Consider the following 15570-nt stretch of genomic DNA (forward strand, 5'->3'; position numbering starts at 1 on the left):
GCGAATGATCCTTTCTATTCCCAATACGTAAGAGTGGTAATTATTCTTCACCTCTTTGCAACGCAAAGAGTTTTGAGGAGATAAGCTCACGGCGCTGTTGATCCTGCCCGAGACGGAAGGATGTCTCCACGAAATCAATGTGCCGGTGCGCCGCCTCTTCGGCCTTTGCGCCATTTCGCGTGAAAATAGCCCTGCCAATATCCTCGTGCTGCTCTAACAATTGCTCGCCGGTCCCATCAATCGAGCGCAAGAACTCGCGATTATAGAAAACGCCCTTCTGCGTCAGCTCATAGATGGAAGACATCATATGAATAAGCATGGCATTGTGACCTGCATCCACAATCGCCAAATGGAACGCAATATCATTCTTCTTTGAAGCAATATCGTCCCCATTAGCCTGCGCTTCCCGAAGGTTTACGAGAATAACCTCAAGTCGCTCAAGATCCAGTTTGGTTGCACGCTCAGCGGCCAAACGAGCCGCAAATCCCTCCTGAACGCGCCGATATTCAAGGTAATCATAAAAGGCAGTCTGATTGCGGCTGATCAAATTGATCAAGGCTGGGCTCATAGCTGCACTGATGAGTGGCGCTATGAATGATCCTTCACCGTGACGAATAGCAATAAGATTGGAATCTTCCAGCCGTTTGAGCGCTTCGCGAACCTTCGGACGAGAGACGCCCATACGCTCAGAGATATCTCGTTCAGAGGGTAACTTCGTCCCCTCTTTCAGCACGCCGGCCAAAATGAGTCCTTCAATCTGCTCAGTTACAGAATCCACCACGGTATCGTGGTCGATAGGCTCAAAAAGATAATCTACAGACACCATTTTACACTTCCTGCCGGTCACAATTCCAATATTGGTCGATTTTATTTTCCAATTCAAGGGGAAGAGTGCCAAGAGCCACAATATTGATATATCAAAGCATGCATTACGCACTAATACGTTGTTTTACAGCGAATTTTCTACTCTTTAGGCACTTAGCTCCAAATTCTCTACGCATCCGCACCATTAGTATTTGCCCGCGTGTCAAGCCCGAAAAACGGCTAAAACCGCAAAATATATTTCTTGATTTATTTTAGAGGTCAATATTATTTACCATCAATCAGCTGCTTGGGAGGACAGCGCAAAAGCGCGTTTAGCAGCCGAATGCCATTTGGAGGAAACATGAAAAAATCTGTCTTAAGCCTTGCTCTCGCCGCCTCTGTAGCTGCATCTGTGCTCGCAGCTCCTATCGCAAACGCAGCTGACAAGCTGCTGCTGAAGACACCAATTGCCTTCTCTACCTCTCTGCCAGGTTTGGGAAGCCCAATTCCTCGTGTCGCTGATCAGCTGAAGCTGATGTCCGGCGGCTCCATTAAAATGAAGGTGTATGAGCCGGGCAAGCTGGTTCCACCGTTTGAAATTCTCGACGCTGTTTCTTCAGGCAAAATCAATTCCGGCTACACAACAGCTGGCTATTGGGCCGGTAAAATTCCTGCAGCTCCACTGTTCTCAGCCGTTCCTTTTGGTCCGGAAGCTGGTGAATACGCGGCTTGGCTTTATTACGGCAACGGCCTGTCCCTGTACCAGGAAATGTATGATCAGGCGGGCTACAACGTAAAAGTTCTGCCATGTGCAATCATCGCACCAGAGACTTCCGGTTGGTTCGCTAAAGAGATCAACTCTCCAGAAGACCTGAAGGGCCTGAAAATGCGCTTCTTCGGTCTTGGCGGTAAAGTCATGCAGAAGCTTGGCGTAGCAACTTCCCTGCTGCCAGGCGGCGAAATCTTCCCGGCGCTTGAGAAAGGCGCGATTGACGCGACCGAATTCTCCATGCCAGCCATTGATGCACGTCTCGGCTTCCACAAACTGGTAAAGTATAATTACTTCCCAGGATGGCACCAGCAGGCAACCGTCTTTGAACTGCTGATCAACAAAGACGTTTGGAACAAAGCAAGCGACACCCACAAAGCAATCATCGAGAATGCATGTAAGGCATCTGTGACTGACAGCTTTGCTGAAGGTGAAGCAATCCAGCACGAAGCTCTGCTCGACAACGTGAACAACAACGGTGTTCAGATCAAACAGTGGTCTCCTGAAATGCTCGACGTGTTCCGTTCAACATGGAACGACGTTGCTCAGGAAGAAGCTGCAAACGACGCATTCTTCGCGAAAGTTCTGGCTGACCTGACCCAGTTCCGCGACAACTACAAAATCTGGAAAGAAAACGCGTTCCTACCGCGTAAATAATAAAACTTGGGAGCGGCTCCCCCTTTGCCGCTCCCATTTTTGCTATTGGCCTCGGCCTTCCAGCCCAGATAGTTGCGACGTTGACCTGCAAGAGTGAATGCTATGATAAAAAATCCTCAGGACACATCAGATCCAATTGAGCTCTTTGAAGAAATTCTCGAGCACGAAGACACTGATAGACAGCCCATAGCCGTTGCACTGGATCACTTTGTAAAAGGCGTTGGCCACGTTGTAATGTGGGCCAACCTGCTGCTGATCCTCGCAATCGTCACTCAAGTAACGATGCGCTATCTGTTTAACTACAACTTCCCTAAGCTTGATGAGCTTCAATGGCACATCTACGGTCTGGTGACCATGGTGGGCATTTCCTACGCACTGGTTACAGACAGCCATGTACGTGTGGATCTGCTGCACATGCAGCTGAGCCCCCGGACACAGCGTTTCATTGAAATCATCGGCATTTCTGCGCTTTTAGTCCCTTTCATCTACCTCATGGTGGATCAGGGCTACGATTATTTCTACGACAGTTTCCGCGTAAGCGAACGCTCCTCCAGCCCAACTGGCCTACCTGCGCGTTGGGCACTCAAAGCCGTCATTCCGTTAAGCTTTGTTCTGCTGGGAGTTGCAGCACTCGCCCGCCTTATTCACGACGTTCATGCAATCTGGGTCAACAGTGAGAGCGAGCGTAAAGGAAAGGGCATCCGCCTGATCCTCTTTGCATTCCTTGGCTTTGCTACTGTTGCGTATGGTCTGTCTTTCCTCGTCGAGACTACCGAAGAAAAACTCGTCATCGCAATGTTCCTGAGCTTCATCGCACTGCTCTTTTCCGGCTACCCAGTTGCGTGGGTTCTGGCAGGTGTCGGCATTGCGTATTGCGGCTTGGCTTACCTGTTCGACAATGACTACATGGTCTGGACCGGCCTTGAAAGCACCTTCACCGGCCTCGACTATCTGACATTGGGCGCTACCGTAAACCGTGTTTATGCGACCATGTCCAATGCTGTTCTTGTCGCTCTGCCTATGTTCATCTTCATGGGCCTGATGCTGGACGAAAGCGGCGTGGCTGAACGCCTTATGACTTCCATGCAGAAGCTGTTTGGTACGGTGCGCGGCGGTCTCGCGATCACGGTTACGCTGATCGGCATCATCCTAGCAGCCTCTACCGGCATCATCGGTGCCTCTGTTGTACTGCTCGGCGTACTCTCTCTGCCGTCCATGATGCAGCAGAAATACTCTAAGTCCCTTGCAGCCGGTGTGGTCTCAGCTTCCGGTACATTGGGTATCCTCATTCCGCCATCCATCATGCTGGTGATTATGGCAGACCAGATGGCGCTGTCCGTTGGTGACCTGTTCATGGCAGCAGTCTTCCCGGGCATCATCATTGGCATGCTGTATCTGGTGTACATCTTCGTCGTTGCTCTTGTTAAACGCGATGCAGCACCAGTGCCAGAAGGCGCGAAGGCACCAGATTGGCACGCGATCAAGGATGTTTTGATCGCCGCCCTTCCAACCTTGTTGCTGATCCTTGCCGTGCTGGGCTCTATCTTCGCAGGTCTGACCACGCCAACAGAAGCTTCCGGCATCGGTGCACTCGGCGCAACTCTGCTGGCACTCGGTTATCGCAAGCTTACATTCCGCAAGTTGGTCAACGTGTTGAAGTCCACCTTCAACACCACCGCTTACATCTTTGCCATCTTCCTCGGCGCAACCATCTTCTCCTACGTCCTGCGTGAGATGGGCGGTGATGCACTGATTGAGGAGATGGTGGCTTCCACCGGCTTTGGTGCCAATGGAACAGTTCTGTTCATCCTGTTCATCGTTTTCCTGCTCGGCTTCGTGCTGGACTGGATTGAGATCACCTTGATCGTCCTGCCTCTGATGCGCCCTATCATCAACGGCCTTGGTCTCGATATTGGTGGCTACGGCGTGATTGATGAGCCTGCACTGATCTGGTTCGTAATCCTTGTTGCAGTCACCCTGCAGACTTCGTTCCTGACACCGCCCGTTGGCTTCGCCTTGTTCTATCTGAAGGGCGTGTGTCCGCCTGAGATCAAACTGACAGACATCTACCGCGGTATCATTCCGTTCGTGCTGCTGCAGTTGCTGGGCCTGATGCTGGTGTACTTCCTGCCTCCATTGGCCACATGGCTGCCATCCGTCGCCTATTAGGATGCCGAGATGAACAACGCAGAGCTGATCAAGCAGTTTGAAAAAGTCGTTGGCACTCGCCACGTTCTCAGCGACCCGAAAAAGACAGAGCGGTTCCGTAAAGGGTTCCGCTCTGGAGAAGGAGAGGCGATTGCAGTCGTACGTCCCGGCACGCTGTTAGAGCAGTGGAAGGTGCTGGAAGCCTGTGTTGCGGCAGACAAGATCGTCATCATGCAAGCCGCCAACACCGGACTGACGGAGGGTTCGACGCCAAAGGGGACGTATGAGCGCGATGTGGTGCTCATCAACACCAACCGGATGACACAGATTCAGGCTCTGGACGACGGCAAGCAAATCATCAGTTTTCCCGGCTCTACTCTGTTCGATTTGGAAAAATTGCTGGCTCCACTGGGGCGCCAGCCACACTCGGTCATCGGTTCGTCCTGCATTGGCGCCTCTATTATTGGTGGTGTCTGCAACAACTCTGGCGGATCGCTCATTGAGCGCGGTCCCTCTTACACTGAGCTTTCTCTGTTCGCACAGCTCAATGCGGATGGTGAGCTGGTTCTCGTCAATCATCTCGGGATTGAACTTGGCAACTCAGCTGAGGAAATTCTGAGCAATCTGGAAAGTGGCAATTACGTTTCAGCTGATGTGAATGACACCAACCAGAAAGCATCAGACAGTGAGTACCACAGCCGTGTCCGCGATGTGGACGCCGCGACACCGGCGCGTTTTAATGCCGATAGACGCCGTCTTTATGAGGCCAGCGGCTGTGCTGGTAAGCTTGGCGTCTTTGCTGTTCGTTTGGATACGTTCCCCAAAGCAGGTGCTGAGAAGACCTTCTACATTGGCACCAATGATCCAGCAGAACTGACTGAGCTGCGTCGTCAAATCCTGTCGAACTTTGAGAGCCTCCCGGTTTCTGCTGAGTACATGCACCGCGAAGCCTATGACATCTCAGAGAAGTACGGCAAAGACACCGTCGTCATGATCAACCACCTCGGTACAGATCGCCTGCCGACTTTCTTTGCTCTGAAGGGGGCAGTGGATGCGTATCTGAACAAGGTCAGCTTCCTCCCAAAGAACCTGACGGACCGCTTCATGCAAGTGCTTGCGAAGGTCTGGCCAAATGTTCTGCCAAAACGCATGTCTCAGTATCGCAGAGATTATGAACACCATCTCATCCTTAAGATGAGCGACGAGGGCATTGATGAGGCGGGGGCCTTCCTGAAGGATTTCTTTGCATCTCGTTCAGGTGACTTCTTCGCTTGTGATGCGACTGAAGGCAAGATGGCCGCACTTCATCGCTTTGCAGCAGCAGGTGCCGCAATCCGTTACAAAGCGGTGCACGAAGATGCTGCAGAAGACATTCTTGCACTGGATATCGCGCTACGTCGGGATGACCGCAGTTGGTTTGAGCAATTACCTGCGCATATCGAAGACAAGCTGATCCACCGGCTCTACTACGGTCACTTCATGTGCCATGTGCTGCATCAGGATTACATCGTGAAAAAGGGTGTAGATGTGGCAGCCCTCAAGCAGGAAATGCTTGAGATTCTAGACACACGTGGTGCGGAATATCCGGCGGAACACAATGTCGGGCATATCTATAAAGCAAAACCGGATCTGGTCGAATTCTATAAGTCCATAGACCCGACAAACAGCTTCAATCCGGGCCTTGGCAAAACGTCCCGCTGCAAACACTACCACTGACACAAAGGCCAGAGTATCCGCTCTGGCCTAAACTCTTTTGGTGCTTTCTCGCGCTGAAATAGTGTAGCTCAGGTCAACAATCGGAGTTGAAGGCGCACCTTCTTCGCCAATCACCATTGCAGCGGCAAGACGACCAATCTCTCGCAGCGGAGTGGTCACCGAGGTGATGCTTGGGACGGTTTCTGATGAGATGCCTAAATCATTGAAACCGCAAATGCCGAGTTCGTCCGGAACCTTGATACCTCGGCGCTGACATTCAAACAGCACGCCGACAGACAAGTCATCATTGTTGCAAAAAACAGCATCGCACTCAGGAAACTGCGAGGTGAGTTTATCCAGCAATGTTGCACCCAGCCGCACGTTGGAGGGTTTGTTCGTTACCGCGATACACTGCTCCCGCAATTCCCCATTGTCGCTGATCGCTTTCTTGAAGCCAGCCAGACGTTTCAGGGAGCGTGGGTCCATCTGCGCGCCAATGAAACCGATGTTCTTATAACCCGAATCGATCAGATGTTGCGTCGCTGTCTCAGCGGCCTGATCATGCGAGAAACCGACAATCATATCGATTGGTTTCGGGCTAATGTCCATAATCTGCACGACAGGAACGCCCGCATTCTCAAGCATTTGCCGAGTTTCGTCAGTTTGCTCAAGACCAGAAATGATTACGCCGGAGGGAGTAGGGTTCAGGAATGATCGCAGGATGCGCTCTTCTTCCTGCGAATCATAGTTGGTGTAGCCGATCTGCATATTGAAGCGCGATCCATGCAATGCATCGCTGATGCCACCAAGCACGTCAGTGAACACGTTGTTCGAGATGGAAGGGACCATGACCACGATGGAACTGGACTTATTTGACGCAAGAGTAGAAGCAGACTGGTTCGGCACATAGCCAAGTTTTTTCACAGCAATTTCAACTTTCGCGCGCAATGCTTCAGACACCTTTTCAGGTGAGCGAAGTGCGCGGGAAACTGTGATTGCGCTAACGCCAGCTTCTCGTCCAACATCTACAAGCGTTGGTTTTGGCATCAAAAAATACTCCCTATTCCTGAGCGCCTTTGTAGATATTTCAGATACTCCTTGCAAAATGATTGCGCAATCATTTATGATCAAATTCTCTCAGGAGGAAAACTAGGGCCGTGGAAGACTATAAAAAATCAGTATTTGTCGTCATGGGTGTTTGTGGCGTCGGAAAAACTTCAGTGGCACGCGCATTGGCTACGTGTTTACCGGCAACCTATGTCGAGGCCGATGATTTTCATCCTGAAGGCAATATTGAAGCAATGGGCCGGGGTCATCCGTTGACGGATGATATGCGCCGGCCTTGGCTGAATGATCTTTCGCAAGCGATTGTTGACTTAAACAAACAAGAAGCAACACCTGCTGTTGTTGTTGCGTGTTCTGCCCTTAAGCGGTCTTACCGTGACATCATCCGCACTTATTTGCCTCATGCCTGTTTTATCTTCCTTTCAGGACCAAAAGATATCATTCGCGAAAGAATGCTCAACCGGCAGGATCATTTCATGCCACTTGAGCTACTCGACAGCCAGTTAGAAATCCTGCAGCCTCCATCTTTGGACGAGCTGCACATCAACGTCGACGTGAGTGGCGCTAAAACTGATATCATCAATCAAATTTTGCGCCAAATCATGCCGGAAACTGTGGCCTAAGGCCGCCAATACATCGAATACTCTTCAGGGAGGTACTGTGAGTATGAAGTTTTTGAAATTTGCAGCTGCAGCAGTCATTGCAGCATCCACCGCCACAACGGCACTTGCAGCAGATTATTCTCTGCGTTTCCAGTCTTCTGATCCGGCTGGCAACCCAAACTTTGAACTTCAGCAGGCCTGGGCAGCACGTGTTGGCGTTCTTACCAACGACCGCGTTAATGTTGAAATGCTGCCAGTTGGCACAATCGTTCAGCACACTGAAACTCAGGACGCTGTTGCAGCAGGCATCATTGACGGTCACATCACTGACACCTCTTACTTCACCGGTAAAGATGCTGCCTTCGGCCTGATCGCAAACCCAGTTGGCGCATACGGTTCTCCATCCGAAATGCTCAACTTCATGGAGTACGGTGGCGGCAAGCAGCTGATGAACGAACTGCTGAACCCATATGGTCTTCAGTTCATCGGTGCGACCACTCCTGGCCTTGAAGCATTCATCTCCAAGGTTCCTTTGGACGGCGTTGATGACCTGAAGGGCGTGAAAATGCGTGCACCAGAAGGTCTGGTACAGAACGTATTTGCTGCAGCAGGCGCAGCACCTGTGAACCTGCCAGGTTCTGAAGTGTTCACCGCGCTGGATAAAGGCGTGATCGACGCAGCAGATTACACTGTGTTCTCAACCAACCACCAGCAGGGCATGCATGCTGTAGCAGGTCATCCGGTGTACCCAGGCTTCCACTCCATGCCTTTGGTTGAAGTTTCCATGAACAAAGCAACATGGGACAGCATGCCAGCCGACATTCAGGCTATCATGGAAATGTCTGTTCGTGACTTCGCACGTGACATGACTGCTCAGCTGTCCATGCGTGATGCTGTTGCAGTGGCAGAAGCTATTGCAGATCCAAACATCACCGTTCACAACTGGTCTGCAGAAGAACGCGCTAAGTTCCGTGCAATCGCACGCTCTCAGTGGGAAAAAGTTGCTGAGAAATCAGAGAACGCAAAACGCGTTTACGCGGTATTGTCCGCTTACCTGAAAGAGCAAGGTCTGCTTGCTCAGTAAGCTGATTTAAATCGCGTGAAACATACCGGACCGTCAAATTCCCCGACGGTTCGGTACCTAGCGGGGAGGCAGGGTGAATGTCAGATCACGAAGAAAAAGACGCTGGCCAAAGAGCCATACCTGAAGCGGGTCTGTTCGGGCGCATAATAGTAAAACTCAGCACACTCTTTTCACTTGCAATCGTATCGTCTGCGGCAATTCTGATTTTTGAAGTCGCAATGCGGTATCTGTTTAACTCACCAACCATTTGGGCCCACGAAACCGTCATCTTCCTGACGGCGACAACATTCCTGTTTGGTGGTCTTTACTGCGCATCGACAAACAAACATATCCGTGTGGTTCTGATTTACGATGCACTCTCTCCCGAGCTTCGACGTATCTTTAACGTTGCTATTTCCATTGCCTGTGCGCTCGCCAGTGCCTTGTTCTCCTGGGCAGGTTGGCTCGTTGTAAAACGCGCAATCTGGACTCCTGCGGGCGATTTTCGTCTGGAGACCTCCGGCTCAGCATGGAACCCGCCAACACCTGGTCTGCTAAAGCTGTTCCTACTTGGCATCCTTATTCTCATGTGCCTGCAATTTGCAATTCTGGCCGTCAACTACGCTAAGAAAAAATGACCGATTTACTCGTCCTGATCCCGGATTTTAAAGCTCTGGGCATCGAGCTGGCTACGGTTCTGATGTTCGGCTCATTGCTTCTGCTGCTGCTGACGGGCATGCCTCTTGCTTTCGTCACACTGCTTGTCGCACTCATTTTCGCACTCGGCTGGTTTGGCCCGGGCGCTGTGCCGCTGATCGTCAGCCGCATCTTCAGCTTTGTAAACTCCTTCGTTTTCGTCTCGGTTCCCATGTTCGTGCTCATGGCAGCGATCCTTGATCGATCGGGCATAGCCAAGGACCTGTTTGATGCCATGCGGCTCGTCGGCGGACGTCTGCGCGGTGGCATCGCCATTCAGACGCTTCTTGTGGCTGTTGTTCTGGCCGCCATGTCCGGCATCATTGGCGGTGAGGTGGTTCTGCTTGGCGTGATCGCCCTGCCACAGATGCTGCGCCTCGGCTACGACCGCAAACTTGCCATTGGCGTATGCTGTGCAGGTGGCGCTCTGGGGACAATGATCCCGCCATCCATCGTGCTGATCATCTATGGTCTAACAGCAAGCGTTTCCATCGGCGATTTGTTCACGGCAGCGTTTTTCCCGGGCCTGATGCTTGCAGGCATGTACGCCGCCTATATTCTGATCCGCGCTTATTCCAACCCAGAAGTCGCTCCAATTCCGGAAGCTGGTGAGATCCCGCTCGCGGAAAAAATGCGCCTCCTTAAAGGCCTGTTTCTCCCGATCCTCGTTGTGGTATTCGTTCTCGGCTCCATCTATGGCGGTATCGCGAGTGTAACCGAGGCCTCAGCAATCGGCGTGCTCGGCGTAACTATCTCAACCATCATTCGCCGTGAGTTTTCAGTTAAGCTCATCATGGGAGCGGCCAAGCAAACACTTTCAACCGTCGGAATGATCGTCTGGATTGGAGTAGGGGCCTCTGCACTGGTTGGTGTGTTCAACCTGATGGGCGGTATTCGTTTCGTTCAGGCCCTGATCACAGGCATCTCGGATGATCCAACCATCGTGATCCTGTTCATGATGCTCATCCTGTTCGTGCTTGGCATGTTCCTGGATTGGGTTGGCATCGCACTGCTTACCATGCCGATCTTCGTACCAATCGTTTCACAGCTAGGTTACGACCCAATCTGGTTCGGTGTTGTCTTTGCCATGAACATGCAGGTCAGCTTCCTGTCACCACCATTCGGCCCCGCAGCCTTCTATCTGAAGAGTGTGGCACCGCCCGATATAAGTCTGGGCGAAATCTTCAGGGCACTACTGCCGTTCATCATGATCCAGATTGTCGCCGTGGCCCTGCTGATCATCTTCCCCGGCATTGCAGTCAGCTAACAACAACAATAACCACGCTGAAGAAAGAGCCTGCGGCCACCACCGCAGGCTCTTTTACTGTTTAAGCTTAAGGTCTTCAGGCAATCACACACTGCTGTCTCGTCTGTTATCTGCAGTCCCTCTTATTTCTTTTTGCTAGATCACCCATTCCCGCTCTACACGAAGCAGCATATCTACAGTGCCAACTTCTTGGAATAGTCCTCTCTCAAAGCACTCAAACGATCTGTCGGTGGGAGCTGGAGCAAGCAACGAGAGCATAGATTTTAGATCTTCAGACAAACATTCCAGCTCAGGCTGCAAATGCTCAACTTTCTCCCAGTCTTCTGCGCAATTTCTGAATTAACTTTGGTATGCAATTCAGCCTCATGGCACCAGCTGCTTACAACTCGCGGATGCGTCGCCTCAAAATTTTGCAGTGCTTCTTCTACCACAGGCAACCAAGCGAGATCTTACTCGCTATGAGTTTATTGATAAGCTTCTTTTTTGCCTGACTTTCTTTCAACTGAGAAATAGCATCTCGCACTTCAATCTGTTAACCAGTCAGATAATAAAGACTCACCAACACATCGTCTAGCGGCATTTTAGATCGTCTCTCAGCAGGAATAGTTAATTCCAATCCTGCTGTAAGGTGGGTCTTCAGCAACTCTAACTCATGCAAATTCTTTAGCTTGGGCTCAGTCATCAAAGGAGGATCAAACTGCTTAAACTCAGACACTTCATGCGATAAAATTCATGAAACCTCATAGGCTTCAGCTTTCGCGCACTTGTGCTGTGATGAGCAGAGAATTTAGAGAGTGTATGTTAGGTCTTAGAAACCAGTTCACGCAGCCTTCCCAGAACTGAACTGTCTAAGTTGCCCTGTTTTTCAGCTCTGATGACCGTTTTACATTGCTTGCCCAGCTCGATAATCGCAAATGCAGCATCGCCTTTTGACTCATTTTTTGCACGCTGCGCCAAGACGTTACGCACATCACCAAACGAGTTTCGGTTGTCTTTTTCGGTCACTTGCCGCTTGGAGTGTACGCCTCGGCCATTATAATGCGGATTTGAAACCACATCTTTCAGTACAGACCGAGCTTCACCTTCCTCAATCAGACTGTCCTGAGTAAAAGAAAGAGAGCCCGCTTCGGTGGCATCAGGACGCGATTGATGGTGTTCTGTAGTCAGTCCATAAATCGGGAATAAAAAATTTCAACCGCTGCAAACCCCAGGACCTTAACTGCGTTGCCTGCATCGTCTCTGTCAAATTTTGTTGAATGCCAAAGCCCAGCATTTGGCACATCGTTCCGGTCACGCAGTCCTTGCTCAACACCAAAACATTCAAACTTAAACTTTACCGTATAGCCTAAAGCAAAGTGACACATAATTTTTTTGCGTTGTAAGCATATTGTTGTTCAAATACTTAATCACCGATGACATCAAAATGATAAGCACAGATCCAGGTTCTGTTATTGCTAAATTTAATCGGAGTGAGAAGAGTATTAGCCTGAGCGATTAGCTTTGGCTTGGGAGAAATGCCAGTTAGCAACTTGATGACACCCCCTTGTCGCCAAGAAACGAAGAAGTACCCAATGACTTCGCTTGCAGGAGTGGCCCTATCTATAGTTCTGAGGAGCCTCTACATATTACTTTGGCATTTCTCCCAAAATATTCTCTATTTGTTTTTAAATCACGATTTCATCGCATCACAGTAAAATTCATTACATTTTAAGTATATATTTTGTTTATTTAAATAATAAATAGCTATAATATCATAAGATTATGTAGATTAATATTTTAAGCTATGTAAATCACGCATAGCTCATAGAAATGCAGCATTAAAATTATTTGTATTGTGACTAATGTAACATAAATATATTTTTCATTGTAGTATTACTTAAGGGCGGCGATATTTGGATCTTATTGTTAACAATAAGCAGTCCCTTCCCTTCAGTTAAACAGATCTTCAAAAACTGGAACGGCCCACCCTACTTCGTGCTTACGAAACGTAGCTTGCGCCATTTTACAGTTAGCATGTTTTCTTGAAAGGATTACCCTGTGCTACGAATTTTTTTGACTGTTGCGAGCATTGTGCTCGTAACTCAAACCTTGGGCACCATCTCCGTACAAGCCACCCCTATTTCCCAGCAGGCAGATCAGACGTGCACTCCGAGTTGGGTGAACTGCGCTGACGAAGGCAAACACTGCTACCCTGACAGTGATGGCGTCATCACAATGCGATACGGTGAAGGAGACAATTACACCTACATCCTCACCCAAGGTTTAAATAGAATTTCCTGTAATAATTTTTGGGGTAATCCGTCCGACGGTAAGAACAAGAAGTGCGCGTACACTACCACTAACTTACTGAATGTTGCCTCTGAAAACAGTTATGTTGACGTCGCAAACCAAGGCGAAACGTTCAAACTGCCTTATACAGGCAAGATGCACAGGATTAGATATGGCAGTGGCAACAGGTGGATGTACACCGTGATGTCAGGTGACGGTGAGCAGTCAGTCGCGTGCACTAACGACTACTTCAATTACAATCCAAGCGATGGCACCACCAAAGTGTGCCAGTATAGCCAGAATGCATACTACACACTGTCAGAAAACGATACACTTACAGAATGCGCTACCCAAGGACAAAGCTGCGCTCCCCAAGTGGGGGATGTAGTTCTCATGCGCTATGGTATCGACGATAAATTTGATTGGCGCTTTGTACATGCAGCGACCAACACCTATGCGTGCAACAATGAGACATTTGGGACTAATCCGATCCACAAAACCAAGCGTTGTTATTGGATGGCCGTAGCACCGTCGGCAATCAGTACATTTGGGCAATGGTCTAAAGTTGGATCCTGTAACGGTAAGGGATGCTCGATTTCGGAAACTATTGCTACCGCACCACACGTACTAATACCTGGTCTACGACGGTAGAGTGGTCGACCACGGTCACAGAATCTGTAGAGGAGAGTTTTGAGGTTCTTGGCGCTGGTGGAAAGGTCAGCGAACAGGTATCGGTGAGTTTTGCATTGTCAGAGAATTTCCAAACGGCGCTATCTCGTTCTGTGACAGAGACCTTTACTGCTATTTGTAATCCAGACAAGCAGGCCAGCAATCGCGCACTTTTCCAATTCCTGACAAAGACAACCGAGAGCTGTCTGGAGAGCTTAAATTACACAGGAACCACCTTTACAAAAGATTATACCTGCGCCTCCAATCCTCCGGCTGGCTATGGCGGTCCGCAATGCGTTCCAGGTTATTGCAGAGAAGATGACCAACTCTGCCTAGAGCCTTGTGCTGAGTGATAAGTATCTTAAAGGCGGCGTCTTTATCTTGCGCCGCCTTTCCACTCAAATCACTGAGTTCATGTACAAAATCAGGCCGCAACCTTAAAGCTGACGCTCCATGAACTGCTTTTCCTGTGCCAACCCTTCGCGAAGTTTCTCAATTAAGAACTCGGCTTGCGGTGTAAGAACACGGCCCTGAATCCGATTGACGCAGACGTTGTAGTCCATGGACACATCTAACGGTAAAACTTTGATGGCGGCATCTTTAGGTGGATGGAAGGCTGTTATCATATCAAGAATACTTAAGCATTCTAATGAATCTACAAGTAATGGCAGTTGGCTGGGCGCATCCGCGCTGATCCTGGTATCTGGAACGACACCCACATGCTCCAAGGTTCTCAAAATGAGCTTACCATACAATGTAGATTCTGACGGTAAAATGCTCGGGTATTTGCCAAAATCGGATACTGAAACTTTCTTCTGAGTTGCAAGTTCATGCGTAATTGGCATGATGCCCACCATCCGCAAGGTGGTCAAAACCACACTTTCAATATCTGGATGGGGCAGCTTAGGAGTTCCTATTCCAAGGTCAATTTCCCCTCTGCGCAGCTTCCAAATCTGAGTATCCCGCCCTCCCACAGAAACAATCAGATTAATATCTGGCCAACGATCTCTCACAGCCCGGATAGCATCACTGAAGAGGCGCAGTTGCGCTCCAGGCACAACAATCATCACCCTGAGGACTTGCTCACTACCGCGACGCAGTGATTGAACAGACTGATCAATATGCTCCAGCTGATCAAACATATCCTTGCACTCTTGGTAGAGCGCATCTGCTTCTACGGTTGGTCGCAGGCGCCCCTTTTCATTGACGAAGAGGTCAAATCCCAATGTCCGTTGAAAATTACTGATATGCTTACTAACGGTAGGTTGCGCAAGTTTAAGCTCTGACGCTGCCTGAGTAAGACTTCCATTCTCATAGATTGCTCGAAAGATCTCAAGTCTCTGAATGGTCAATGTACTCAATTACCCTCCTCCGCCTCATAGCTTATAGCTATAGGACCTTCAATTTCTTTTTGTTGCGGTGGCCTAATGAGTTGCTTACTCACTGTCCGTAGTTTTACTAGAGCGCAAAATGGAAATGGAACGAACCGAATGTAATGAGTGATGATAAGTAACGAGAGACCGCATTCCGCGTTACATTTAATCTCTGTGTTTAACTCGAGGTTGCGATAGTGTGCATTTCGGACTGAGATCTATATTCGCTGTTAGTAGATGTCAATAATACTGCGTTTAATTTTGATGTTATTAAGTAGTAACCTATCAAAATTAGCATGAAAGATGTAGTAATAATGTATTCCCTCGTTAGATGCCCTATTTTTAAATTTAAAATATAGATTAATTCATTTATTAGGCAAGTAAAACTCCAAAGAAACACTAATTACCTTAATTAGAGCCAGAGGTGGTGCTTGTCTGATTGGCGCCACAACTATTCCACAGAACCACGACGACGCCCCGTGAGCCGCAGTGCT

The 15570-nt window shown here is 49.4% G+C and carries 12 protein-coding genes; 8 read left to right on the forward strand and 4 right to left on the reverse strand.

Annotated elements, in window-relative coordinates:
- Positions 1–40 precede the first annotated feature (40 nt).
- On the reverse strand, positions 41–826 hold the full coding sequence (locus BM231_RS20685) for a FadR/GntR family transcriptional regulator (RefSeq protein WP_093522390.1): 786 nt from the start codon (positions 824–826) through the stop codon (positions 41–43).
- 339 nt (positions 827–1165) lie between these two features.
- Here BM231_RS20685 and BM231_RS20690 point away from each other — a divergent pair, with 339 nt between their 5' ends.
- From BM231_RS20690 to dld, 3 genes are all read left to right on the forward strand, one after another.
- Positions 1166–2230 carry a TRAP transporter substrate-binding protein gene (locus BM231_RS20690; RefSeq protein ID WP_093522392.1) on the forward strand — a complete coding sequence of 355 codons (1065 nt, stop codon included), beginning with the start codon at positions 1166–1168 and terminating at the stop codon, positions 2228–2230.
- Positions 2231–2332: 102 nt separating this feature from the next.
- Positions 2333–4399 carry a TRAP transporter large permease subunit gene (locus BM231_RS20695; protein ID WP_093522394.1) on the forward strand — a complete coding sequence of 689 codons (2067 nt, stop codon included), beginning with the start codon at positions 2333–2335 and terminating at the stop codon, positions 4397–4399.
- A gap of 9 nt (positions 4400–4408) precedes the next feature.
- The gene (dld, locus tag BM231_RS20700) at positions 4409–6094 is read left to right on the forward strand and encodes a D-lactate dehydrogenase (RefSeq protein ID WP_093522396.1); all 1686 of its coding nucleotides are present in this window, start codon (positions 4409–4411) and stop codon (positions 6092–6094) included.
- Positions 6095–6121: 27 nt separating this feature from the next.
- Here dld and gntR read toward each other — a convergent pair whose 3' ends face one another.
- Positions 6122–7120, reverse strand: coding sequence for an HTH-type transcriptional regulator GntR (gene gntR, locus BM231_RS20705; protein WP_093522398.1), 999 nt, complete (start codon positions 7118–7120; stop codon positions 6122–6124).
- Positions 7121–7230: 110 nt separating this feature from the next.
- Between gntR and BM231_RS20710 the strand changes: the two genes are divergently transcribed.
- The 4 genes from BM231_RS20710 to BM231_RS20725 all read left to right on the forward strand — a co-directional run bounded on the left by BM231_RS20710 (position 7231) and on the right by BM231_RS20725 (position 10766).
- The gene (locus tag BM231_RS20710; RefSeq protein WP_093522400.1) at positions 7231–7761 is read left to right on the forward strand and encodes a gluconokinase; all 531 of its coding nucleotides are present in this window, start codon (positions 7231–7233) and stop codon (positions 7759–7761) included.
- Positions 7762–7804: 43 nt separating this feature from the next.
- Positions 7805–8824: a TRAP transporter substrate-binding protein gene (locus BM231_RS20715; RefSeq protein ID WP_093522402.1), complete on the forward strand. Its 1020-nt coding sequence runs from the start codon at positions 7805–7807 to the stop codon at positions 8822–8824.
- Positions 8825–8901: 77 nt separating this feature from the next.
- Positions 8902–9441 carry a TRAP transporter small permease subunit gene (locus BM231_RS20720; RefSeq protein ID WP_093522404.1) on the forward strand — a complete coding sequence of 180 codons (540 nt, stop codon included), beginning with the start codon at positions 8902–8904 and terminating at the stop codon, positions 9439–9441.
- Positions 9438–10766, forward strand: a complete 1329-nt coding sequence (locus BM231_RS20725) for a TRAP transporter large permease (RefSeq protein WP_093522406.1) — start codon at positions 9438–9440, stop codon at positions 10764–10766. Before BM231_RS20720 ends, BM231_RS20725 begins: the two co-directional genes overlap by 4 nt.
- An 801-nt stretch (positions 10767–11567) precedes the next feature.
- On the opposite strand, the gene BM231_RS20730 is transcribed toward BM231_RS20725, so the two are convergent.
- Positions 11568–11771, reverse strand: coding sequence for a hypothetical protein (locus BM231_RS20730; RefSeq protein WP_139226380.1), 204 nt, complete (start codon positions 11769–11771; stop codon positions 11568–11570).
- Between the two features lie 1850 nt (positions 11772–13621).
- Between BM231_RS20730 and BM231_RS26885 the strand changes: the two genes are divergently transcribed.
- Positions 13622–14056, forward strand: a complete 435-nt coding sequence (locus tag BM231_RS26885; protein ID WP_139226381.1) for a hypothetical protein — start codon at positions 13622–13624, stop codon at positions 14054–14056.
- Positions 14057–14140: 84 nt separating this feature from the next.
- Here BM231_RS26885 and BM231_RS20750 read toward each other — a convergent pair whose 3' ends face one another.
- A complete protein-coding gene (locus BM231_RS20750) occupies positions 14141–15064 on the reverse strand; it encodes a LysR family transcriptional regulator (protein WP_093522416.1) in 924 nt (307 codons plus the stop codon).
- Positions 15065–15570: the final 506 nt, after the last annotated feature.

This window comes from Pseudovibrio ascidiaceicola, from assembly GCF_900114245.1.
Lineage (GTDB): Bacteria > Pseudomonadota > Alphaproteobacteria > Rhizobiales > Stappiaceae > Pseudovibrio > Pseudovibrio ascidiaceicola.

Coding starts and splice junctions, on each gene's coding strand:
- BM231_RS20685 (WP_093522390.1), bottom strand. CDS start 826: ATGGTGTCTGTAGATTATCTTTTTGAGCCTATCGACCACGATACCGTG.
- BM231_RS20725 (WP_093522406.1), top strand. CDS start 9,438: ATGACCGATTTACTCGTCCTGATCCCGGATTTTAAAGCTCTGGGCATC.
- BM231_RS26885 (WP_139226381.1), top strand. CDS start 13,622: ATGCTCGATTTCGGAAACTATTGCTACCGCACCACACGTACTAATACC.
- BM231_RS20720 (WP_093522404.1), top strand. CDS start 8,902: ATGTCAGATCACGAAGAAAAAGACGCTGGCCAAAGAGCCATACCTGAA.
- dld (WP_093522396.1), top strand. CDS start 4,409: ATGAACAACGCAGAGCTGATCAAGCAGTTTGAAAAAGTCGTTGGCACT.
- BM231_RS20690 (WP_093522392.1), top strand. CDS start 1,166: ATGAAAAAATCTGTCTTAAGCCTTGCTCTCGCCGCCTCTGTAGCTGCA.
- gntR (WP_093522398.1), bottom strand. CDS start 7,120: ATGCCAAAACCAACGCTTGTAGATGTTGGACGAGAAGCTGGCGTTAGC.
- BM231_RS20715 (WP_093522402.1), top strand. CDS start 7,805: ATGAAGTTTTTGAAATTTGCAGCTGCAGCAGTCATTGCAGCATCCACC.
- BM231_RS20695 (WP_093522394.1), top strand. CDS start 2,333: ATGATAAAAAATCCTCAGGACACATCAGATCCAATTGAGCTCTTTGAA.